The sequence below is a fragment of the Rheinheimera sp. genome, from assembly GCF_036782235.1.
GTDB lineage: Bacteria > Pseudomonadota > Gammaproteobacteria > Enterobacterales > Alteromonadaceae > Pararheinheimera.
Genome location: NZ_DAIPZL010000001.1, coordinates 436,286 through 458,158 on the forward strand (window position 1 = coordinate 436,286; position 21,873 = coordinate 458,158).

Consider the following 21,873-nt stretch of genomic DNA (forward strand, 5'->3'; position numbering starts at 1 on the left):
CAACTGTTTGAGGCAAGCGACGGTAGCGCTTGCCGAGTTTTGGCGGCGCCTCAAACTTTTGATTTTTAGCGGGCTTTCGAAGGCTCACCGGGGTCGTTTTTTGCGTCACTTTTTGTCGATACAAAAAGTGACTCGCCCGCACAGGCGAGTCTGTGCTTAGCGCCATGCCGCAGGCATCAACAAAACAGGCCAGAGTGTTACCTATGTGGTTGAACTAATGCCAAGAGAAGCAAAAGCCTCTGCAGGCTCCAAAATTTACCCACATAAAAACAAATAGTTATTGTTTTTCAGCCATTCAACTTGCCAAATTTAAAAACAAAATATTAACATTACCGTCATTCAAATAAGGCACCCTGTTGCAGTGGAGATGCGCTGATGAACCAGCAAAGGAAACCCACTGCGTCTGGTGTTTTCAGAAAAAATCCCTTTGGGCTTTACCGAAAAGTCAGGAGTAAAAGCGTTGAATAAATGGTTATTAGGCCTGGTGCTGCTGTTGTCTTACGGTTGTGTGGGTATTGGCAATCTTGCCGGGGTACAGGTGAAAGCTTATGAAGGGCCTGACAAGCCGGTTTCTGAATTGGCTTTGTTACTTGGCGGGCCATTAGAAGTGCAAGGGTTGGGTTACGTCACTTTGGCTGAAGTAGACAATAAAGTTTATGGTAATGAATTAAAGGGTTATCCCGATCAGCTGTTGGTAACGCCGGGCAAACATCAGGTAAAAATCAAATGTATGCTGGGTATGGATTATGGTTTTCTGCTGCTTGATGTTGAGGTAAAAGCCAATAGCAGATATCGCTTATCCTGCCAGAGAGCATTAGGCAACACAGCTACTGCGCAAATCAAAGAACTGAATGCCACTGATCAAAGCTAAACAACTTTACTAACAACACAGCATCGAAAAACAGCACAATAACGGCAAAATAAAACAGCGAAGGCAGAACTGAAAGGCTTTATCTTCCGTTCTGGCTTCGCGGCTTCCCGATCACAACTTCACACCAGCATACCGCCCGCCAGGGTTCAGGTCACAAAACACTGCAACAGATGCCATAAAAACAATATTGCAGCTCAGCCCTTGAACACCAGCAGTCATCAAGCAACACCTTGAGTTATCGGTACTTGCTGTATAGAGTCAATGCAGTACTTGCCAGCTGATAAGTGCACTTAAATCAGAGGATTGTTTATGTTTGATTGGTTTGGCCTGAAGGCTTTGCGGGAAGAAAACCAGCAGTTAAAAGAACAAGTCAGTATGCAGGCGCAAATTCGCGACAGCGTCAGTAAACAAATGATGCGCTTAACCATGGACGCTAACGGCAAAATCCGGGCTGTGAATGCGAATTTTTGCAGTGAAAGTGCCCTTAATGAAACTGACGTGATTGGCCGGCCAGTACTGGATTTAGTGCCGTCTTTTTTGCAGCAAACTGAACACTTTAACAAGCTGGCCACTGCGCTCAGAACCGGAGATTTCTGGATAGGAGCCTGGCAAATTGCCAACCGGCAGGGGCAGGAATTCTGGTTGCGCGCTGCGCTTTGCCCGGTAAAAACCAGCACTGGTAAGCTGGATCATTTTGAAATTTATGCCAATAACCTCACCCGCACCATCGAAACGTCACAACAGCATGATGCGCTGATCAAAGCTATGCAACGCTCTACCGCTGTGATTGAATTTGATATGAAGGGCCATGTACTGAGCGCTAACGACTTGTTTTTACAGGCCATGGGCTACCGGCTTACTGATATTGCCGGTAAACATCACAAAATGTTTTGCCCGGCCGATATCCACCAAAGCAGCGAATACAGCCAGTTCTGGCAACGTTTAGGCCAGGGCCAGTTTGTCGCCGACCGTTTTCGCCGGGTCGACAGTGCCGGCCGTGAAGTCTGGCTGGAAGCTTCTTACAACCCTATTGCCAATGCCCGTGGTGAATTTTACAAAGTGGTGAAGTTTGCCACTGTCATTACTGATCAAGTGTTGCAGGAAAGAGAAGTGGCCAGCGCTGCTCAGGTAGCTTTTTCCACCTCACAGGCCACGGATCAAAGCTCGCGCCAGGGCAAACAGGTGATGCACGACACCGCCGCCGTAATGGCGCAGCTGGAAGCCCAGATGAGTAAAGCGGTGGAAAACATTAACGACCTCGCCCGCCAGGGCCAGCTGGTGCAGAGTATTATTCAGAGTATTCAGGGCATTGCCGATCAAACCAATTTATTGGCGCTTAATGCCGCTATTGAAGCAGCCCGGGCCGGTGAACAAGGCCGCGGTTTTGCCGTAGTAGCCGACGAAGTGCGGCAACTGGCATCCCGCACCAGTGCAGCCACAGTGGAAATAGTGGATGTGGTGAACCGCAATCAGCAGCTGTCGTCCAGTGCGGTGCAAATGATAGAGCAGAGCCAGCAACAAGCTCAGGATGTCAATGCGCTGATTGGTCAGGCCCGGCTGGTGATTGATGATATTCAACTGGCTGCCCAGCAAGTGGTTGACTCTGTCTCCAGATTTGCCAACAGAATAAAATAAATTTTTGGCCGGGCCCTCAGCTGCCACAACAGCAGGGGCCCGAGTTCTGATGCCATTATAATTCCACAACAGTTCCACAGCAGTGCCGCCTGCTTACACCCAACCGGCAATCAGTGCCAACGCCAGCAGCAGCAACATGATTGATATCAGCCGTTGCACAGCAAGCAGTGTGACTTTTTGCAGCATTTTTTTACCCAGATAAGCGCCGGAAAAAGCGGCAGCACAAGCCGCCAGCACCAAAGGCCACTGCACCTGCTGTAGCGGTAGCTTGGCGCCATACACCGCCATCCGCGCCAAATCAACCATCACCGCCAGCACCACAGTGGTTGCCACCAAAGCGTTTTTATCAAGGCCGGTTTTACGCAGAAACAACGAGCGTAAAGCGCCCTGATGACCGGACAAACCACCAAAAAAACCGCTGATAAAGCCACCCAGTGGCAGCCATTGTGGCGGCAGCTGCACAGCAGCAAACCGCGGCGATAATTCCAGCAACACAAACACCATAATCAGCACGCCAATCACCAGCTTGATTGGCATAATGTCAAAATGTTGACCGAAGATTGTATATTGATACCAAGCGGGCTGTGCCCCAAGCTGCGACAAGAACCAGGCCCCAAGCAGCGCCGCCAATACCGCAGGCAAACCAAATTGCCACAACAACCAGAGATTGGCCTGACGACCAAGCAGCATAAACTTAAACAGGTTATTGGCCAGATGCACCAGCGCCGTCATGGCTATCGCCAAATCCAGCGGAAAAAACAGCGCTATGACCGGCATTAGCAAGGTGCCCAAACCAAAACCGCTGAATAATGTAAATAACGAAGCGGCAAAGGCCGCACTACAAACAATCAACCATTCCATTGCATCCCCTTCAGTCACTATAAAAACTTTTGCCCTGCTGCTGATACATCAGGACAGAACTGGACGAATAAAGCGGCAAAACGCTAAGCTGCCGGCTTGTACTCCAACCTGCACAGTTTTTTTATGCAAGAGCCACTGATGCCTTTATGTTCTGCACTGTTGCGGCAACCGCTGCGTTTGCTGCTGCACTCCCTGTTGCTGTGCTGCGTTTTTTTCAGCCTACTGGGCCACAGCAAACCGCTGGTGGTGGCCACTTATGCCTACCCGGACATTGACCGGCAGGCAGCGGTCACTCCTTTAGCCAACTGGCTGGCTGCTCAGCAACAACAGCAGGTGACAGTACTAGTGGCAACCAAACCGGAAGAACTGGTGCAGCTGGCGGTGCAGGGCAAAGCCGATCTGGTGGTGCCCAATCTGGTGGCCTACCTGCAAATTCAGCTGCAGAATCAAACCATGCTGAATTTTCTGGTGCCCGCTGGCCAGCAAGCACAGCAACAAGCTGTGTATACCTCGAGTTTGCTTGGCAAAAATGTAACAGATTTTCAGCAGCTGCAACTGTTGTTACAACAAGGCCAGCCACTGACCGTATTTGCCGTCTGGCCTGATTCGGCGTCTGGCGGACTTATTGCCACTGCAGCGCTGAAACAACAACTGGCCAGGCAGTTTTTAAAGCTGAAGTTTAACTATGTTGGCAGTCACCAGGCGGTACTACCAGCCCTGGCCGCAAGCGAACAAGGCCTTGGCATAGTGGCCAGCGCAACCATACCAGCACAGCTGCCTAAAGACGTCAGCGAGATCTGGCGCTCCGCCGAATTGCCTTTTGGCGCTTTACTTTGTAACAGTCAGACTTTGCCTTGCCACAAGCTCAGTCAACAACTTAGCAAGGCGCCACAAGCTGCAGCAGTATTGCAGGGCCTGCAACAGGGCTGGGCCGAATTTCGCCAGAGCACCCATCTGGCACCTGTGGATGATGCGCCTTATCAGCCACTGCGCGGCCTGCTTAGCACAGGCTCAGCCAAGTAGCACACTGCGTAACCGCTGCTCACACAGTGGTTTTTCACACCGCTGTTTTTCACTAAACACAGCGCCCTGTGCGCAGCTGCTTTGGTTGTATTTTCCCCCGAAATTTTGCAGTGATCTGCGCAGCAACAGCCACGGCAAAACCAACTTGCCTCACACAAGAAACAACATCTGCTGACAAAGAATTACAGACTCCGCCAGCGGCGCTTTTTTACTATGGCCCGGCATCCAGCCAGCCGGCTGTCACAGTGTCCCCGGAGGATTGATGATGAGAATGTCTACCCGCTTTACCTGGTGTTTATGGCCCGCAGTGCTGACGCTGACAGCTTGTGTATCGACCGCCAAAATGGCACTGCCAGAGTCGGCGGCACCAGCTGTTGAATACACAGTGCGTGGTGCCAATCCTTTTGCCTGGGATAAACCACTGCAATTTGGCCGCTGGCATACCACCCAGCTTAAGGATAAAGGCCGGCTTGATGCCGGGCTGAACTTTGGCAAGCTTGGTATAGACGGCACTTATCATGGCAAAACCATCAGCACCAACACCGGCAGCGCTGCACGCTGCAGTGGCCTGCTGCTAAGCGCCAGCAAAGGCACGCTGGCTGTAGACCCTGCTTTTGGCAACTTGCCGGTGTTATCCTGCACTTTTTCCGGTACTCAGCAAGGCGAACTGTCACTGCGTCAGGATCATTTAAATCGTCTGCAAGGGCAACTGGTGAGCGGCAACAAGGTGTACGACATCAGCTCAGTACATCAACTGGCGGGTGGTTTGTTTAGCAGTGCAGTGCCGGTTGGGTTTCACTTAAAAAAACAGCAGCAACTCTATTGGTCGGTAGAAAAAATTAACGAAGGCCGGGTGTTGTTATGGCAACAAGGCGACGCGGCTGAGCAGGATTTACTGGCAACAGCCAGCCTGATATTGCTGGCCACCCATTTTGATAATTTATTATGGGAAGAGCCGGTACCTTAAACTGTTCAAGCTTCAACACTGGTCGGCGGCTCCGGGCAACAGAGCTGATATTTATTCAGTGAATAATATCGCCCAGAAGCAGCAAAGGCGCCCTAAGGCGCCTTTGCTGAAATAACGACATTGATGCCGCGAAGTAAGTCCTGATACTTAACCCGAATTACGCATCCCGGCTGCGATACCGGCGATAGTCACCATCAAAGCGCGTTTAATATTGTCATTGACCGTTTCCGGCGCATGACGGACACGGTTTAACAGTTCCACCTGCAAAATATGCAGTGGGTCGACATAAGTATTGCGCAGTACTATCGACTCCCGGATCCAGCTTTCGTTGGCCATAAAATCTTTAGCGTCAATGAGTTGCAGCAGCAGTTTGCTGTCAGCTTCCAGCTGATTGCGAAGCTCAACACCAAGATGTTTTAAATCAGCCGGCACCAGTTTTTCGTCGTAATAAGCGGCGATCTGGGCGTCGGCTTTCAGGTACACCATTTCCAGCATCGACAAACGGGTGGCAAAAAACGGCCATTCGCGGCGCATCTGGTGCAAAGTGCTGGTATTACCTTGCGCCACCACTTTGGCCAGCGCGCTGCCGGCACCGAGCCAGGCCGGTAACATTAAACGGTTTTGTGACCAGGCAAAAATCCACGGAATAGCCCTTAAGCTCTCCACGCCACCATTGGGGTTCCGTTTAGGCGGACGGCTGCCCAGCGGCAACTGACCAAGCTCGAGCTCAGGGGTGGCTGCACGGAAATACCTTACAAAATCAGGGTGATGGCGCACTATAGCGCGGTAAGCTTCACAGGAATCTGTCGCCAGCTGTTGCATCAGTGTGCGCCATTCGGTTCTGGGCACTGGTGGTGGCAACAACACCCCTTCCAGCACAGCCGAGGCATACAGCGCCAGACTGCGCTGCGCCAACTGGCTTAAACCAAATTTAAAGCGGATCATCTCACCTTGTTCTGTCACCCGCAGGCCACCTGCCAGAGATCCCGGCGGCTGCGACAAAATAGCGGCGTGAGCCGGACCACCGCCACGGCCGATAGTACCACCACGGCCGTGGAATAACGTCAGCTGCACTTTGGCTTGCTGGCAAATGGTCACCAAAGCTTCCTGCGCACTGTATTGCGCCCAGCCTGCCGCTATAGCGCCGGCGTCTTTGGCTGAATCGGAATAACCAATCATCACTTCCTGCTTGCCCTGAATATAACCACGGTACCAGTCGATAGCGAGCAACTTGCTGATACATTCAGGGGCGTTGGTTAAATCGGCCAGGGTTTCAAATAATGGCGCCACCCGCATCGGGAAGCTGATGCCGGCATCTTTCAGTAACAGCTGCACCGCCAGCACGTCAGACGGCTGACCTGCCATGGAAATCACATAGGTCGACAGCGCTTCGCTGCCGTGGCGGGCAACAATGTCGCAGGTATCCAATACTTCCTGCACTTCGGCGCTGGGCTGCCAGTTTTTTGGAAACAGCGGCCTTTTGCTGGCCAGTTCATTCAGTAAAAACGCCTGGCGGGCACTTTCGTCCCACTGCGCATAATCGCCCAAACCTAAATATTTGGTAAATTCGCTAAACACCTGGGTATGCCGGCCCGATTCCTGCCGCACATCCAGTTTTAACAAGGTTAAACCAAAAGCATAAGCGCGGCGGATGGTGTCCAGCAGTTTGCCGTTGGCGATCACCTGCATTTTGCAGTCGATCAGCGAGCGGTAACACAACAGCAGTGGTTCCAGCAGCTGTGTGTTATGCCAGAGTAAATCATCCGGTCTTTGTAATCTGTCGTGTTTTAATGCTTCTGTCAGCCAGTCGCGGGTATACAACAATTTGTTTTTTAACTGTTTTAATACATCACGGTAAGGCTCAGACGAATTACCGCTGGCGTCTCTCAGCGCCTGATTGGCTAAATTCATCGACAGCTCGTTGCCCAGCACTTCCAGGTCGCGACTGAATAAATCTGCGGCTTTCCAGCGGCTTAACAACAACACCTGCCGCGTGACTTTGGCGGTGACAAAAGGATTGCCGTCCCTGTCCCCACCCATCCAACTGGAAAATTTAATAGGGGCAGCGTCCAGCGCCAGGCCATGGCCCAACACAGGTGTTAAGGCGTCATCCAGTTCGCGGATAAAATCCGGAATGGCGTACCACAACGAAGTCTCTATAACGGCAAAACCGGATTTGGCTTCATCCACAGGCGTTGGCCGTTGCTCGCGGATTTCGTTGGTATGCCAGGCCTGGGTAATTAAATCACTGAGCCTAAGCTCAATTTTATGGCGCTGCGCGCCAGTAAGATCCTGCTCCAGTTCGGCCAGACAATCGGCAATTTGTGTCAGTTTATAAATCAGGGTGCGGCGGGTCACTTCAGTCGGGTGCGCGGTGAGCACCAGCTCTATCGATAAATCCGCCACTGCCTGGCGGGTTTTGGCCACATCGACATTTTTTTGCTTTAACAGCGCCAGTAATTCGGCCAAAGGCTCAGGTTTTTCAATAGAACCATGGCCCGCCTTGGAAATGGTATGAAACTGCTCGGCTAAATTGGCCAGATTTAAAAACTGGGCAAAGGCACGGGCGACCGGCAAAATCTCATCGTCGCCCAAACCGGCCAGAATTTGTTTAAGCTGCTGGTTTTCAGCTTCAGTGCCCTGCCTGGCTTGTTTAGCCAGCTGACGGATTTGTTCAATCCGCTCCAGCACTGCGTCCCCTAACTGATTCCGTACTGTGTCGCCAAGCTGAGTACCCAGCAGGCCCACATTTGCCCTCAAGGCAGCATATTGTGACATGTCCCATTCCTCGTGCTGCGCGCTGTGGCGTCTGTTGTTGCTGCTGTTGTCGTAATCAATGCTTATTTTTAATCCACCCTAGCCTGTTCTTTGCCGGTACTCAACACTGACAGATTACAAAACAGGCAACAAAATGGACTTTCAGCCTTTTAGATGGCTTTATATTTCACATTGGCACAACGCAGGCTAAAAAAGCAACAACAAAGGGCAGAAATGTCAGGGTAAAGGGCGGGCAGTGAGAGCTGTGGATACTGACAGTGAGAGCTGCGGATAATAGTGCAGCTCAATACAGGGACAAAAACACAAATAAAAACGCAGATAAAAAAACAGGTGCTGATACAAGCACCTGTTTTGGCGACAACAATAGCATTAACGACGCATAATAAAGTCGTCGGCGCTTCTGCGTACCTTGGTTAAATTCACCAGCCAGTCACCTTCTGCAGCGCGGTAGCCAAGCGGTAATAACAGCACAGAGCGTAAACCCAGCGCAGACAGATTTAAAATTTCATCCACTTTTGCCGGCTCAAAACCTTCCATCGGTGTGCTGTCGACCTGCACTTCAGCAGCAGCAATTAAGGCGCTGCCAAGGCCGATATAAGCCTGACGGGCGGCGTGCTCAAAGTTTTCTGCAGCACTGCGGTTAGGATAAAACGCCAGTAATTTCTGCCGGTAAGCTTCCCAACCTTCGTTTTTAAAACCACGTTGTTCATTGACCAGATCAAACATCATATTAATGCGATCTGCGGTGTAGTTGTCCCAGGCGGCAAACACCAATAAATGTGAGCAGTCCGTGATTTGGCTTTGATTCCAGGCCACAGGTTTAATTTGTGCTTTGATGGCCGGATCTGTCACTACCAGCACCTGGTAAGGCTGCAAACCACTGGAGCTGGCCGATAAACGAATGGCTTCCAGAATATGCGCCAGCTTGTCATCCGGCACTGTTTTGGCTGCATCCATACTTTTGGTGGCATAACGCCAGGACAATAAACTTAATACATCAGACATTTTTGAGCTCCTTCACAGCAAAGGAGCGCAGTCTAACAGTTCTATACCATACGGTACAATAACTATTTATACCAATTGGTACAATATTTTTTACCTGGCTGACCTGCTGTGGCCCGGCAAGGCTTTGCTGTGCTTTGCTTTGCTTTGCTTTGCTGTGCTGTGCTGTGCTGAATTGTGACTAGGCCTTTTTGCCAAAAGGCCAAAAGCGGAAACTACGACTGTCTGCTTTTTGCGGTTCAGCCAGCGCGTTATCTTCGGGTTCGGCTGCCACCAGCGCCGACACATCCACCTGCACTTCATGCTGCTGCCGCCAGGCACCTTGCCGCCACGGGCTTTGTGGCCTGACCGGCGTGCTGTCGGCCGCTTCGCCAGCCAGACCAAAAGCAAAAGCGGCAATAGGTGGACCAAAGGTTTCAAACAAAGTGACAGCACCCAGCACCACAGCGGCTATCACTGCGGCTTGCTCCGGCACTAGCTTGCCGCTGGTTTGCACCAGACCAATGGCCAGGCCCGCCATCGGAATGAGCAACAAACCTGTGGCTGAAGCTTTACCCCAGGGCTGCAACCCAAACCGCAGTGCCACACTCACCGCCAGCACTTTCACCAACGAGCGGGTGAATACCAAAGCCAGAATGGCCGGTGCATAGGCAATTAATTCTTTCAGGTGCAAACTGGCGCCGGCAAATACAAAAAGCACAATAAAAAACAGCTCAAAAGCACTGCCAAACTCCAGCGCCGACACCACTTCGTCCTGCTCCACACTACGCACTACAATGCCGACAATTAAAGGCGCAAATAACATCGACAGTTGCAGCTGCTGCGCCAGGCCCAGGGTTAACATCAGCGCCCCCACCACCAGCGCCAGCTTATATTGCGCCGCTTTGGCAGTGCGGCTGCTGATAAAATGCAGACCAAGACCAACCACAAGTCCCAGCAGCGCCGAACCCAGCAACAAATACAAAGGTTGTAAAATCACTTGCTGCCAACCGGCATTTTCCTGCAGCAATAAAGCCGGGATAACCAACGCAAATACCAGAAAAGACAACAGGTTATTTAGCGCCACCAGGGTTTTGGCCGACTCTGTGACCGGGCCTTTGGCGCCGACTTCATGCGCCACGTGCAGCAGCACTGCCGGTGACGATGAAATTAAAATGGCGGCAATCACAGCTGCTATTACCGGGCTAAAGCCCAGCCAGAAACTGACCGCAAACACGGCAATAAAAGTACAACCGGATTCCAGTAAGGCCACCGCCAATAACCGCGGTGACGCGCGGATAAAACGTAAATCCAGTGATGAACCCAGCCGGTATAAAATCAGCGCCAGCGCAATGTCGATTAAAATCCGCGCGTCTTTGAGGGTGTTGTAATCCAATAAACCCAACACACTGGGGCCGACTAAAAAACCAACCCCCATAAAACCTGTGATACTGGGCAGCCAGGACCAATGATGTGCCAGATAACCGCCTAAAGTGCCCACCACCAACAGCACCCCAAAAGATAACAGCGGTGTCATACTCAAACCATGCTGCGGCAAAAACTCCATGCAAAACCCTTGTTGTTATTGCTGTTATTCAGAAGTTACAGCAGACAGATGACAAAAAAACAGCACAGCACCAGCGGCCTGATTCAGCACACTCTGGGCACAAACTGCAGTGAAAACGCCCCCAGCTGACCAAACTCAAACTGGATTTTTGGCCCTATTGGCAACTCCAGCACACCGGCATAAGAGCCGGTGATCACCGCCTGCCCGGCCGTCAGTCCGATACCCTGAGCCGATAAAAAGTTCACCAGCCAATACAAAGCCGCCTTGGCATCGCCATTTGGATGCTGCGCCTGCTTTTGCAACAACAGGGCATCGTCGGTACTGATACTGAGCAAAAACTGGTTAAGATCCAGATCTTTAGCAGCTACAGCAGGCCCCAGAACTAAACCCTGATTAAATAAACCATCGGCCAGCTGATCAAAATAAAGGGCACCACTGTCGGGCAAAAACCGGCTTTGGATCAGCTCCAGCGCCAGATGCACACCGCCTATCGCTGCATCTATGTCTGCTTTGTGATAAGGCTTACCCTGCCCTTTGGCCGGTAAATCAGTGTGAAACACAAAAGCCAGTTCCGGCTCCACTCTGGCCAGACCCTTTGATTGTGGCACCACTGAAGGCCAAATGGGGCAGATGGCGGTCGGGAAACGGCATAACTCAGCGGCATACAAAGGTGCGACCACTTGTTTTTCGCCATTGGCGTCCACTGTGGGCAAAGCGCATTTCCAGCCGGCAATGGCCGAAGGCAACATAGCCGCCACCTGTTGTTGCAGGGCAAAGGCCTGTACAAAACTCTGTGGCCTTAGGCCCTGGGGTAATAAAGCGGCCACGTCACCCTCTACACGACGACGAGCCAAAATGGCAGCAGCAGTTTCAGACATCAGCAGACTCCAGCAACAAAAAAACACTGCACTGTAACACGACTACTTTGTTTGCGGCATGAAAGCCCACGGATGCAAACGGCTGACAATTGACATGCCCTTTTCTCTTCAGTACCTTAAGCGCCATTGCGGGTGTCGTATAATGGTAATACCCCAGCTTCCCAAGCTGGTGCCGTGGGTTCGATTCCCATCACCCGCTCCAGATTTTGTCAGCTATAGCCCCTTGCCTCAGAACCGGGCGGTTCGCCGAGTCAGTACAAACCAACTATCGCCTCTGTACACACAATGACCGCAAAGCCATTGCCTTTGCCCCAGCGCTGCTTTACTGCTTGAGCATCCAGGCTAAGAAGATGTTGTGCCTGGCATCCACCACAGTATTTAAAAACAATAACTTATTAATGCCGGGAACTGTTATGAAACGTCTTTTGTTACCTATGATGCTGTTTTCACCTGCCGCAGTGCTCGCTGCCGATTTGGAGATGGCCAACAAAATCCGCCATGAAGGTTTTATTCAGTCGGAAGTGATGCATACGCTGGAGCATCTGACCGACAAAATTGGCCCACGCCTGACCGCGTCACCACAAATGGTCAAAGCCAACCACTGGACCTTACAACAGCTACAAGACTGGGGTTTAAAAAACGCTGAGTTACACCCTTTTGAATTTGGCCGCGGCTGGAGCAGCGAGTCGGCCAGCATTATGCTGATAGGCCCACGCCAACAGTCTTTGCACGGTATTCCGGTGGCCTGGACACCGGGTACAAAAGGAGCTGTCACTGGTGAAGTGATGTTATTTGACGTGAATACCAGCGCCGACTTAGCCGCTTATGCCGGCAAACTGGCCGGTAAAGTGTTACTGATGGGTGAAGATTTAAAAATTGAACCGCCGAAAACAGTGATCTTTGAGCGTTTAAGCGCACAAAAACTGACCGATATGAAAGACTACGACACCAGCGCCCGCGCCAGTTATGAGTCTTTTATGACCAAAGCCATGCGCGACAGCCGTATGCAAAGTTATAAATTTAACAAAGAGTTAGAAGCGTTTTTGCAAAAAGAGCAAGTGGCCGCTGTGATTTACCGCAGCAGCCGTCAGGGTGGTTTAGTGCGGGTATTTGGTAAGTCACACCGGGTGGGCGAAACTTTCCCGGTACCAGCCATGATCATCGAACAGGAAGACTACAGCCTGTTGCTGCGGATGCTGGATCGCAAAGAGCAGCCCAAATTAACTCTGGATATCAAAGCCCGTTTTCACGACGAAGATATGAAGTCCTACAACACCATAGCGGAAATTCCGGGCAGCGACAGCAATGGGGAAGTAGTGATGGTGGGCGCGCACCTGGACTCCTGGCATGCCAGCGATGGTGCAGTGGATAACGGTGCCGGTGTGGCTGTGGCGATGGAAGCAATGCGTATTTTAAGCAAGCTGAATGTTAAACCTAAACGCACTATTCGTATTGCGCTCTGGTCGGGTGAAGAACAAGGTTTGTATGGCTCCCGCGCTTATGTCAACGACTTCCTGGCGAGCCGGCCAGAACCTCAGGACCCGGCCGAAAAAGCGCTGCCACGTTATTTATGGTCAAGCCCGGGCTGGCCAATTCAACCAAAAGCTGCGTACAACAAATTGTCGGTGTACTTTAATATGGACAACGGCAGCGGCAAGTTCCGCGGCATTTATACCGAAGGCAATGTGGCAGTAAAACCGGTATTCACCGACTGGTTTGGCCCTTACAGCGACTTAAGCACCGGCACTATTTCACCTTTATCCACTGGCGGTACTGACCACGAATCTTTTGACGATGTAGGTTTGCCTGGCTTCCAGTTTATTCAGGACCCACTGGATTACAGCACCAGGTTGCATCACACCCATATCGATTCAATTGACCATGTGGTGGCCGAAGACTTAAAACAAGCGTCTGTGCTGATGGCCGGTTTCCTGTACGAAGCAGCGATGGCCGACAAAATGTTGCCGCGTAAACCAATGCCAACCCCACCTTCAAAAGTACAGCAACAACAAAAAGATTTAGAAGCTGCCAAAGAGCGCCGCTTGCGTGAGCTCGAAGGCAAAAAGGCACTGGATACCAAAGCAGTGTATTAAACCTTTAGTGTGTTAGCCTGGCGGCTGACGCTGCCAGTGCAGCTCTCTGAGCTAAAACAGAAAATAAAACAAAAACACCGGCAAATGCCGGTGTTTTTTTGCGTGAACGCCAGAGGCTGCTGACTCGGGCCAATGTGATAACTGCAATTGCAGCTTACAGCTGTGACTGTAAATAGTTGGGTAAACCCAGCATGTTAATTTGCCGCAGTTGCTGTTCCAACCAGTGCGCATGGTCGTTTTCAGTGTCATCCAGCAGGGTTTGCAGCATAGTGCGGGTGACATAATCCTGCTGCTGCTCGCATAAAGCGATGGTCTTTTTTAATAAAGCGCCTACTGCGTATTCCACGTTTAAGTCGTTTTGCAGCATCGAAGGTACGTCAGAGCCAATTTGCAAACCGTCGCGGGTGACCATATCCGGTGTGCCTTCGAGGAATAAAATCCGTTCAATAATTAACGAAGCATGGCCTTTTTCGTCTTCCACTTCGTGGTCGATGCGCTCAAATAACTTGTGCAGACCCCAGTCTTTGTACATGCGCGAATGGATAAAATACTGATCCATGGCACTGAGTTCATTGGCAAGCAGGGTGTTCAGCGCATCGATAATTTGTTGTTTGCCTTGCATTATTTGTCTCCTTCACCCAGTTTGCTTTGCAGGTAATTGGCCAGCCCCATCACACTGATCTGATACTGCTGGGCATTGATCCAATCAATATGTTCTTCTTCATGTTCCAGAATTTCCTGCAGAATTTCGCGGCTGACGTAGTCCTGCTCTTTTTCACAGAGCGCAATGGCTTGTTTTAACAGCGGCAACTGCTCCAGTTCAAAATCCAGATCACACTGCAACATTTCTTCGGTGTCTTCACCAATGCGCAAACGGCCAAGCGCCTGTAAATTTGGTAAACCTTCCAGAAACAACACCCGCTCTATCAGCTCGTCGGCTTGTTTCATATCGCGGATCGACTTTTTGTAACAGACATTGTTCAGCTCAGCCAAACCCCAGTTTTTATAAATGCGGGCATGCAAAAAATACTGGTTGATGGAGGTCAGTTCGGACGTCAGCACGTCATTTAATGCGGTAATTACCGCCGGATGGCCTTTCATGGTGGGGCTCCTGCACGTCAGATTAAAAGTCGGATTTAACATCAGCCTCAGCCTCAGAGCAGAATAGGCTGAACAGCACGGCAAAACCCGCCGGAAATGTTGACTATTTTAGTCGGAGATAGCGGAATGTCGAGTTTTAATTTTTAAAAAACATGAATAAAATCATAAACATGCAATTGAGAACGCTTCGCTTTAACACCAGAGTTCTTGTTGAGTTTTCCCCCAACTGCTCAACAAGAAAAACTGATGCCTTTTCAATTACCTGGCCCGGTGTTTGCCTGAGTGGCCGCCAGAATGCCTGCTGAAGAGCCTGCCGGAACCTTTGCAAAAGTGCCAGTCAAAGCGCCCCAAAACTCTGGCAGGCCCCCGTTAAAATGTCTGCTGTTATGCGGCGCTGGCCGGTTTTTTCAGCTGCCACAACCGATACAGGTCGCGCCCTGTTTCATACAGCAGATAAAGCCCAACAAGCCAGGCGCTGTGTTTCAGCACCCTGTTAATATCAGACAGCTCCAGTAACTCAGGCAGTGGCTGTGCTGTGCCGGCCACTATCGCATCCAGACTCGCCAGCCAAACGAGCAAACAGATAAAAGCCAGGTTTAAAGCCAGATTCACCCAGAGTGTTGCCTGCTGCCAATAAGGTTTTAACCAGCACCAGATGCTAAAAGCCACAGATAACAACAATAAAACTGTGATCACCGGCCGCTGTTGTTGCACTACATCACTAAGCACCACTCTAAGGCCCGCCAGAGTTTCGGCCGGCATCCACAGCGGGTACCAGAACAACAATAATAAAAAGCCGGTAGTGGCAAGCTCGGTGATACTGTCACCCAGCCCAATCTGCTGCCATGGCCGTTCAACCGGCGGTAAATCAGTCGCTTGCCACTTTGCCTGCTGCACCCAGCCTTGCAGCGGGCCACCGAACTGCTGTGCATAAAAAATCAGTGTGATCACCATAAAAGCTGTGGCGGCTTCGTCAAAAAAGCCAACTGTCAGCTGCAATATAAACTGCACTGGCCTGAGCTGTTCAGCCTGCAGCAGCGTCATACTGGCGCCCAGCACCTGCCAGACAAACAACAAGGCCAACACCAGCTTCAGCACCTGCCAGTACAGCGGCATCAGCTCACTGCTGACCAGCGGCTGTGGTGGCACATACTGGCAGGCCACTCTGCGTGGATGTCCCCATTGTTGCAGCAGCGCAGCAATTTCACTGTCGGTTAATCTCCGGCCGGCTTCTTCCGACTGATGGGCAATTTTATCGGCAATATCGGCGCTGAGCTCACGGCCAATAGCGGCTTGTTGCTCCTCGGGTAAATAGCGCTGCACTGCGCTGACATATCGTTGTACAAGTTCCATCAGATATTCTCCACTAAGTTGGCCAGAGCGCCGTTCAGTAACTGCCATTCTGCGGCCAGTTGTTGCAGCAGCAGCGCCCCTTCAGCCGACAGCTGGTAATAACGCCGCTCCCGCCCTTCTGCCTGTTGCCATTCACTGTCGAGTAAACCCTGCTCGGCCAGACGCCGCACCAACGGATATAAGGTGCCTTCGTCAATGTCGATGCCATTGTCGAGCAGTTGTTTACGCAGCGAATAGCCATAATGAGGCTGTTTTAATGACGCCAGCACGGCCAGCACCAGTACACCGCGCCTGAGTTCACCCCGCATTTTGTCCAACCGGCTTTCTGTCATTGTTGTTCCTGTATCACTGACACCGCACTGCGTGTCATATTAAGTTGTCTGCAGGCGGCACTTTCACCAGACTGCCACTGATAAAAAGCCACTGAACAATACTGTGCGCCACACACTGTATGACACACAGTACATACTATGCAACACACAGTAATAATTGCCAGCTTTTTTCTATATTTATCTGTAAGTGCTTGGTAAAAATTGTTTTTTAATAAACCACAGAACAGGACCCTCAGATGATTTTTGATTGTGCAAAGATGCCGCCCGAGCGGCTTTACCCATTGCTGGCCGGTACTGTGATCCCAAGGCCTATTGCCTGGCTCAGCACTTGTGATGATAAGGGCCAGACGAATCTGGCGCCTTTTAGCTTTTTTCAGCTGGTGACCGACCAGCCACCGACGCTGATGATTTCGATTAACCGCCATGCTGATGGCAGCCAAAAAGACAGCAGCCGCAATTTGCAGCTGTGCCCGGAACTGGTGGTGCATCTGGTGACACCCGAACTGGCCGGCTTGATGAACGCCACTGCGGCCAACTTTGCCAAAAACGTCAGCGAAATTGACGCGCTTCAGATCAACACCATACCGTCACAACAAGTGCGACCAGCAAAAGTGGCCGCCAGCCCGGTTCGTTTTGAGTGCAAAGTAGTGAGCCAAACACCCTACCCGGCGCACCAGCCCAGCTGCGATATCCTGCTGGCCGAAGTGTTATGTATCGATATTGCCGATGCGCTGCTGGACGAGCAGTACAAACTCAGGCACAACGAACTGGACCTGTTAGCCAGGTTAGGTGGCTTGTGGTATAGCCACAGCCGGCAGCCGGATAATTTTCAGCTGGCCAGGCCAGCGTCGGCCTCTGCTGCAGTAAAAAGCCAAACTCAGGCTGATAGCAATCCTGACTGAGACTATGGTAAAAAGGCGCTGTCAGGCTGAACCCGAAGTTTCAGCCGTTGTTTGCTTCGAGGTTTGATTATGTCGCAGTCCGTACCAGCCGAAAAAAAATCGCAAGGCCTTCTTCCTAACCTTCTGTTTAATATTGCAATTCCGGTAATTATTCTCAGCAAGTTCAGCACCGAAGCTTATTTAGGCCCGGTCTGGGGTTTAGTAGTGGCACTGTGTTTCCCTGTTGGTTATGGCCTGTGGGAGTTAAAACAGTCGGGCAAAATAAACTTTTTTTCGGTGGTGGGGTTAATTTCGGTGTTACTGACCGGCGGCATGAGCCTGCTGCAGCTGGATCCCAAATATATCGCCATTAAAGAAGCGGCCGTACCCGGCATTATTGGTTTATTGGTGTGGTTCAGTCAGCACAGCAAATTCCATTTGATCAAAGCCATGCTGGAAAATGCCCAGCTGTTGAATATGGAAAAACTGCAAGCGGCGCTGGCCAAAACCAATAACACTGAAGTTTTTGAGCAAAAAATGAATGTCACCAACCAGTTACTGGCCGGTTCCTTTTTTGTGTCGTCGCTGCTGAATTATCTGCTCGCCAAATGGATTTTAGTCAGCCCACCCGGCACCACTGCCTATAACGAAGAACTGGGTCGGATGACAGCGCTGAGTTACCCGGTGATAGCCCTGCCCAGCATGGTATTAATGATGGCGGCACTTTGGTATTTATTCAGTCAGATTGGCAAACTGACCGGCGAGGATGTGGAAAAGTTTTTGCAGTAAAAAACTGCCAGACCAGCGTGCTCAGTGCTCTTGCGGGTTCTGTGCTTTTAACGGTTTCAGCGGTTTTAACAGCGCATTGAGCTTTTTGACACAGGCCGCTGTGATGGTTTTTTTACTGAACATCAGATGGATATCGGCCTGATATAACACAAAAGGCAACACCGCCAGCGCTGGCAACTCCCTTTGTTGCGCCTGGTGCTGCTGGAGCCACTGGCTGTCCACTATGCTGTAGTCGGCGCGCTGGCTTAACACCAGCTCCAGCCGCTGCTGTGCATCAAATATCGCCAACGACCTTTGTATCACCTGCGGCAGCTGTTTGAGCTGCTCAAACTCTTCACCGTAATAACCTTTGGGGTTATAAGCACCAGCCAACCGGCGTGCCGCCAGCGCGAAAAAACCTGCTTTGTTGTTGATTTGCGGGTAAGTCTGCAGCAGTTGTTTGTGCACTATCAGCTGGTTTATTTCAGTGCGGTAAGCTTTGGAAAACCAGGCATATTCAGCCCGCTCTTTGGTATAAGAAGCGGCAAAAATTATATCCACCTGCCCCTGCGCCAACTGATTCAGCGCCCGCGATTCGGGCAGCGGTACCAACTTCAGTTCAGCGCCAACCTGTGTCAGCAAACTGCGGATCAGTTCAATGTCAGTGCCTGTGACCGACTCGTCGTGCACTTCCACATAAGGCGCCCAGCTGCTGTTATAAGGCATCCGAAACTCAGCCGGGCACAGATCCGCCGCCAGCCGGGCACAAAAAAACAGCAAAGATAACAGCAACAAACCAGAGCGCATCACAACCTTTTCCTGAGCTTTATCAGATAAATATCACTATAGCCCAGAGTACTGCACTGCGACGCCCGGCTTACCGCAGCGCCGTATCAGTGCACAGCTCAGCGCTCAGACTCAGGGCACCACTGTGCTGTTAAAACGCTCAAAAGCCGCGGCTAAATCCGCAATTAAATCGGTTGGATCTTCCAGGCCAATATGCAGCCGGATCACGGGGCCGGTATAAGGCCAGAGGGTAGCAGTTCTGATACTTTGTAAATTCAGATTAAAAGTCACTAGGCTTTCATAACCGCCCCAGGAAAAACCCATTTTAAAAAACTGCATGCCTTCCACAAAAGCAGTCACAGCTTTGGCGTCGCCCTGTTTCAGTACCAGCGATAACAAACCATTGCTGCCGGAAAAATCGCGTGTAAATTCAGCGTGGCCCGGATGATCGGGCAAAGATGGGTGCAAAATACGGGCAATTTCCGGCCTTTGCTGCAGGTACGCCAGTACCTGCGCGGTATTTTGCTGATGCTGCGCCAGCCGCACGCCAATAGTTCTTAAACCCCGTGCGGCCAGATACACATCATCGGCCGACGCACAATAACCCAGCAAATAACTGGCTTCCCGCAGCTGCGGCCAGTATTTTTCATTGGCGCTGGCCGTACCCAGCATCACATCAGAGTGGCCAACAATATATTTAGTGGCCGCCTGAATAGACACATCTACACCATGGGCAAAAGGTTTAAACAACACAGGGGAAGCCCAGGTGTTATCCAGCATCACCAGTACATTATGCTGTTTGGCCACAGCACAAATGGCCGGCACGTCCTGCACTTCCATCGTAATAGAACCTGGTGACTCGAGGAAAATCACTTTGGTGTTAGGACGGATCAGCGCCTTGATTCCAGCGCCAATCAGAGGATCATAATAAGTGGTATCAATACCGAGGTTTTTCAGAAGCTTATCGCACAAAGCCCGGGTGGGTTCATACACAGAATCCACCATCAGCAAATGGTCACCGCTTTGTAAAAATGCCAGCAAAGCACCACTGATTGCAGCTGCACCACAAGGATATAAAGCACAACCGGCACCACCCTCCAGCTCACAAATAGCGTCACTAAAAGCAAAATGAGTTTGGGTGCCACGGCGGCCATAATAAGGTACCTGCTCACCTCTTTTGGCTGTGGCATGTTTGAGTTCACTGACGGTATCAAACACCACAGTGGATGCCCGCACCACGGGCACGTTTACGCTATAACCCGTCCATTTTTTATCGCGGCCAGCATGCACAATTTTACTTGCGATCTTCATAACTCCCCCTCAGACATCCGGATGCCTGCATTGTAGGCATAGCCTGAGCTCAATTGCCAGATGCTGCCAAGGCCAACCCCGGTAAGCCAGCCGCTGAGTTTTACACAAAAACTGTTGTTTTTATTGCTATTTGTTGGCAAGTTAACGTCTTTCCGGCAGAAAAAACAGCAGGATGACAACGCTGAACACAAAAAATTTGTTGGCCCGGCACAAGCGTGATCTGGCCTTGTTATTGGCATTTGCCTTCAGTGCCACCACAGCTGTTGCGGCTGAAACTCAGCAGCAACAACAGAGCAACTGCAGCGCCGCCCTGCTACAGGGCAGCTGGCAATTAGCGTCGGCCCGTTATCTGGATGCCAATGGCAAACTGCTGGCAGAAATTAAGCAGCAAAATACCTTCAGCCGCAAACTGATTGCCGGACGGCATTTTAGTTTTATCACCTGGCAGCCTGACGGCAAATTTGAAGTAGCGGCGACAGGCACTTTTTACACCAACAGAGCAGGTTATCACGAGCAGGTCGATGCGGCGTCGCCGCCACGGTTAAGGGGCAAAACTTACCATTTCCAGTGTCAGTTAACCGGCAGTCTGTGGTTCCATCAGGGGATGGAAGATGGTGTGCTGATTAAAGAAGTGTGGCAAAAGCTCGATGACACAGAGCGCTAACGGCTGAAGCAATACAACTTTGCCCGACTGCCAAAGCCTTCACAAGCACCTTTAGCGCTGCTGCAATGCAGCTATCTCTTCAGCACGGGTTAACTGCTCAAGCGCTGGCCTGGCAAAATAATATCCCTGAAAATAACGAATGCCGGCACCAGCCAGATAATCCAGTTCGGCTTGCTGTTCTATGCCTTCGGCCAATACTTCTGTGCCCATCTCCAGACAAAGCCTTTGCACATTAGCCACCAGCTGCTGTTTGGCAGGATGTTGATGAATATCGCGGATAAGCCCCATATCCAGTTTCAGCACTCTGGGCCGCAACGACTCCAGCCAGGATAAATCTGCATAACCAGAGCCAAAATCATCAATGGCAGTAATAAAACCTCTTTTGGCGTAACTGTCGAAAATCTTCAGCAGCTTTTTATGATCCACAATCTGCTCACTTTCGGTCACTTCAAACATAATATTGCGGATATCAAAACCAAACATATCAGCCGCTTCAATAGTGGCGCGAATACAGGTTTCAGGGTTATACACCGCATTGGGTAAAAAGTTGATGCTGAGCATTTTATCAAGACCCAGCCTGGACGCAGTTTCAATGGCTTTGACCCGGCAGGCCTGGTCAAAATAATATTTGTTTTGTTCGTTAATACGTTCAAACACCCAGCCGGCACCTTCACCCAAAGGCCCGCGAACCAGCGCTTCGTAACCTGCGACCTGCCGTGTTTGCCAGTCGATGATGGGCTGAAATGCCATACGGATCTCAAACCCCAGAGACTGACCACTTAAGCAGTCCATGCAACTTTGTTGTTTGATTTGACTCGGAAATTCCATCACAGCCTCGTTTTGGCACTTTTGTCTTAGTGTGGGCACCATTTAAACGCTTTGCAAAGCTTTATGCGAAAATTCGCTGTTATTGAGCTATGAATGCTGGGAAAAAGCAGAGCTGCTCTTGTGATACCAGCCACCACCTGATAGCAAACGGCAGCATAGGGTCAGCACTTGCTTTTACCTCATGCTAAACCATTT

General features: G+C 50.9%; 19 protein-coding genes, 1 tRNA gene and 1 pseudogene. 9 read left to right on the forward strand and 12 right to left on the reverse strand.

Going from position 1 to position 21,873, the window contains the following annotated elements; all coding sequences use genetic code 11:
- Positions 1-460: 460 nt before the first annotated feature.
- Together V7P87_RS01865 and V7P87_RS01870 are read left to right on the forward strand one after the other, a co-directional pair.
- A complete protein-coding gene (locus V7P87_RS01865) occupies positions 461-871 on the forward strand; it encodes a hypothetical protein (protein WP_333795913.1) in 411 nt (136 codons plus the stop codon).
- Between the two features lie 426 nt (positions 872-1,297).
- Positions 1,298-2,431 (forward strand): annotated as a pseudogene (locus V7P87_RS01870) (methyl-accepting chemotaxis protein); the annotation flags it as partial.
- Positions 2,432-2,599: 168 nt separating this feature from the next.
- Here V7P87_RS01870 and V7P87_RS01875 read toward each other — a convergent pair.
- Entirely contained in the window at positions 2,600-3,367 is a 768-nt protein-coding gene (locus V7P87_RS01875; protein ID WP_333795915.1) for a sulfite exporter TauE/SafE family protein, read from the reverse strand.
- A gap of 138 nt (positions 3,368-3,505) precedes the next feature.
- Between V7P87_RS01875 and V7P87_RS01880 the strand changes: the two genes are divergently transcribed.
- Both V7P87_RS01880 and V7P87_RS01885 read left to right on the forward strand, forming a co-directional pair.
- Positions 3,506-4,390 (forward strand): PhnD/SsuA/transferrin family substrate-binding protein, encoded by an 885-nt coding sequence (locus V7P87_RS01880; RefSeq protein WP_333795916.1) that lies wholly within the window; start codon positions 3,506-3,508, stop codon positions 4,388-4,390.
- 262 nt (positions 4,391-4,652) lie between these two features.
- Positions 4,653-5,357, forward strand: a complete 705-nt coding sequence (locus V7P87_RS01885; RefSeq protein ID WP_333795917.1) for a hypothetical protein — start codon at positions 4,653-4,655, stop codon at positions 5,355-5,357.
- 147 nt (positions 5,358-5,504) lie between these two features.
- On the opposite strand, the gene ppc is transcribed toward V7P87_RS01885, so the two are convergent.
- The 4 genes from ppc to V7P87_RS01905 form a co-directional block, all read right to left on the reverse strand.
- On the reverse strand, positions 5,505-8,135 hold the full coding sequence (ppc, locus tag V7P87_RS01890) for a phosphoenolpyruvate carboxylase (protein WP_333795918.1): 2,631 nt from the start codon (positions 8,133-8,135) through the stop codon (positions 5,505-5,507).
- 369 nt (positions 8,136-8,504) lie between these two features.
- Complete coding sequence (locus tag V7P87_RS01895) at positions 8,505-9,140, reverse strand: NAD(P)H-dependent oxidoreductase (protein WP_333795919.1); 636 nt, start codon at positions 9,138-9,140, stop codon at positions 8,505-8,507.
- A gap of 178 nt (positions 9,141-9,318) precedes the next feature.
- On the reverse strand, positions 9,319-10,683 hold the full coding sequence (locus V7P87_RS01900) for a cation:proton antiporter (RefSeq protein WP_333795920.1): 1,365 nt from the start codon (positions 10,681-10,683) through the stop codon (positions 9,319-9,321).
- Between the two features lie 83 nt (positions 10,684-10,766).
- The gene (locus V7P87_RS01905; protein ID WP_333795921.1) at positions 10,767-11,561 is read right to left on the reverse strand and encodes a hypothetical protein; all 795 of its coding nucleotides are present in this window, start codon (positions 11,559-11,561) and stop codon (positions 10,767-10,769) included.
- A gap of 128 nt (positions 11,562-11,689) precedes the next feature.
- Between V7P87_RS01905 and V7P87_RS01910 the strand changes: the two genes are divergently transcribed.
- Positions 11,690-11,763 (forward strand) — tRNA-Gly (locus tag V7P87_RS01910).
- Positions 11,764-11,974: 211 nt separating this feature from the next.
- Positions 11,975-13,654, forward strand: a complete 1,680-nt coding sequence (locus V7P87_RS01915) for a M20/M25/M40 family metallo-hydrolase (RefSeq protein ID WP_333795922.1) — start codon at positions 11,975-11,977, stop codon at positions 13,652-13,654.
- Between the two features lie 154 nt (positions 13,655-13,808).
- Here the strand turns inward: V7P87_RS01915 and bfr (V7P87_RS01920) are convergent, their stop codons facing one another.
- The 4 genes from bfr (V7P87_RS01920) to V7P87_RS01935 all read right to left on the reverse strand — a co-directional run bounded on the left by bfr (V7P87_RS01920) (position 13,809) and on the right by V7P87_RS01935 (position 16,440).
- Positions 13,809-14,276, reverse strand: a complete 468-nt coding sequence (gene bfr / locus V7P87_RS01920) for a bacterioferritin (RefSeq protein ID WP_260655398.1) — start codon at positions 14,274-14,276, stop codon at positions 13,809-13,811.
- Positions 14,276-14,755 carry a bacterioferritin gene (bfr, locus tag V7P87_RS01925; protein WP_260655397.1) on the reverse strand — a complete coding sequence of 160 codons (480 nt, stop codon included), beginning with the start codon at positions 14,753-14,755 and terminating at the stop codon, positions 14,276-14,278. The genes bfr (V7P87_RS01920) and bfr (V7P87_RS01925) overlap by 1 nt, the downstream gene beginning before the upstream one ends.
- Before the next feature lie 384 nt (positions 14,756-15,139).
- Positions 15,140-16,108, reverse strand: a complete 969-nt coding sequence (locus V7P87_RS01930) for a hypothetical protein (protein WP_333795923.1) — start codon at positions 16,106-16,108, stop codon at positions 15,140-15,142.
- On the reverse strand, positions 16,108-16,440 hold the full coding sequence (locus V7P87_RS01935) for a PadR family transcriptional regulator (protein WP_333795924.1): 333 nt from the start codon (positions 16,438-16,440) through the stop codon (positions 16,108-16,110). The genes V7P87_RS01930 and V7P87_RS01935 overlap by 1 nt, the downstream gene beginning before the upstream one ends.
- 236 nt (positions 16,441-16,676) lie before the next feature.
- Here V7P87_RS01935 and V7P87_RS01940 point away from each other — a divergent pair, with 236 nt between their 5' ends.
- Complete coding sequence (locus tag V7P87_RS01940) at positions 16,677-17,342, forward strand: flavin reductase family protein (protein WP_333795925.1); 666 nt, start codon at positions 16,677-16,679, stop codon at positions 17,340-17,342.
- A 69-nt stretch (positions 17,343-17,411) separates the two neighbouring features.
- The gene (locus tag V7P87_RS01945) at positions 17,412-18,110 is read left to right on the forward strand and encodes a VC0807 family protein (RefSeq protein ID WP_333795926.1); all 699 of its coding nucleotides are present in this window, start codon (positions 17,412-17,414) and stop codon (positions 18,108-18,110) included.
- Between the two features lie 21 nt (positions 18,111-18,131).
- On the opposite strand, the gene V7P87_RS01950 is transcribed toward V7P87_RS01945, so the two are convergent.
- Positions 18,132-18,896, reverse strand: a complete 765-nt coding sequence (locus tag V7P87_RS01950) for a substrate-binding periplasmic protein (protein WP_333795971.1) — start codon at positions 18,894-18,896, stop codon at positions 18,132-18,134.
- A gap of 111 nt (positions 18,897-19,007) precedes the next feature.
- Positions 19,008-20,186, reverse strand: a complete 1,179-nt coding sequence (locus V7P87_RS01955) for a cystathionine beta-lyase (RefSeq protein ID WP_333795927.1) — start codon at positions 20,184-20,186, stop codon at positions 19,008-19,010.
- A gap of 199 nt (positions 20,187-20,385) precedes the next feature.
- On the opposite strand from V7P87_RS01955, the gene V7P87_RS01960 reads away from it, so the two are divergent.
- Positions 20,386-20,850 (forward strand): hypothetical protein, encoded by a 465-nt coding sequence (locus V7P87_RS01960; RefSeq protein WP_333795928.1) that lies wholly within the window; start codon positions 20,386-20,388, stop codon positions 20,848-20,850.
- Positions 20,851-20,901: 51 nt separating this feature from the next.
- Here V7P87_RS01960 and V7P87_RS01965 read toward each other — a convergent pair whose 3' ends face one another.
- Positions 20,902-21,678, reverse strand: coding sequence for an EAL domain-containing protein (locus V7P87_RS01965; RefSeq protein ID WP_333795929.1), 777 nt, complete (start codon positions 21,676-21,678; stop codon positions 20,902-20,904).
- Positions 21,679-21,873: the final 195 nt, after the last annotated feature.

Excerpts from the sequence above, each read along its gene's own strand:
- V7P87_RS01905 (WP_333795921.1), bottom strand. The coding sequence starts at position 11,561 with ATGTCTGAAACTGCTGCTGCCATTTTGGCTCGTCGTCGTGTAGAGGGT.
- V7P87_RS01955 (WP_333795927.1), bottom strand. The coding sequence starts at position 20,186 with ATGAAGATCGCAAGTAAAATTGTGCATGCTGGCCGCGATAAAAAATGG.
- V7P87_RS01895 (WP_333795919.1), bottom strand. The coding sequence starts at position 9,140 with ATGTCTGATGTATTAAGTTTATTGTCCTGGCGTTATGCCACCAAAAGT.
- bfr (WP_260655397.1), bottom strand. The coding sequence starts at position 14,755 with ATGAAAGGCCATCCGGCGGTAATTACCGCATTAAATGACGTGCTGACG.
- V7P87_RS01950 (WP_333795971.1), bottom strand. The coding sequence starts at position 18,896 with ATGCGCTCTGGTTTGTTGCTGTTATCTTTGCTGTTTTTTTGTGCCCGG.
- V7P87_RS01885 (WP_333795917.1), top strand. The coding sequence starts at position 4,653 with ATGATGAGAATGTCTACCCGCTTTACCTGGTGTTTATGGCCCGCAGTG.
- ppc (WP_333795918.1), bottom strand. The coding sequence starts at position 8,135 with ATGTCACAATATGCTGCCTTGAGGGCAAATGTGGGCCTGCTGGGTACT.
- V7P87_RS01875 (WP_333795915.1), bottom strand. The coding sequence starts at position 3,367 with ATGGAATGGTTGATTGTTTGTAGTGCGGCCTTTGCCGCTTCGTTATTT.
- V7P87_RS01940 (WP_333795925.1), top strand. The coding sequence starts at position 16,677 with ATGATTTTTGATTGTGCAAAGATGCCGCCCGAGCGGCTTTACCCATTG.
- V7P87_RS01915 (WP_333795922.1), top strand. The coding sequence starts at position 11,975 with ATGAAACGTCTTTTGTTACCTATGATGCTGTTTTCACCTGCCGCAGTG.
- V7P87_RS01935 (WP_333795924.1), bottom strand. The coding sequence starts at position 16,440 with ATGACAGAAAGCCGGTTGGACAAAATGCGGGGTGAACTCAGGCGCGGT.
- V7P87_RS01900 (WP_333795920.1), bottom strand. The coding sequence starts at position 10,683 with ATGGAGTTTTTGCCGCAGCATGGTTTGAGTATGACACCGCTGTTATCT.
- V7P87_RS01945 (WP_333795926.1), top strand. The coding sequence starts at position 17,412 with ATGTCGCAGTCCGTACCAGCCGAAAAAAAATCGCAAGGCCTTCTTCCT.
- V7P87_RS01965 (WP_333795929.1), bottom strand. The coding sequence starts at position 21,678 with ATGGAATTTCCGAGTCAAATCAAACAACAAAGTTGCATGGACTGCTTA.
- bfr (WP_260655398.1), bottom strand. The coding sequence starts at position 14,276 with ATGCAAGGCAAACAACAAATTATCGATGCGCTGAACACCCTGCTTGCC.
- V7P87_RS01930 (WP_333795923.1), bottom strand. The coding sequence starts at position 16,108 with ATGGAACTTGTACAACGATATGTCAGCGCAGTGCAGCGCTATTTACCC.
- V7P87_RS01880 (WP_333795916.1), top strand. The coding sequence starts at position 3,506 with ATGCCTTTATGTTCTGCACTGTTGCGGCAACCGCTGCGTTTGCTGCTG.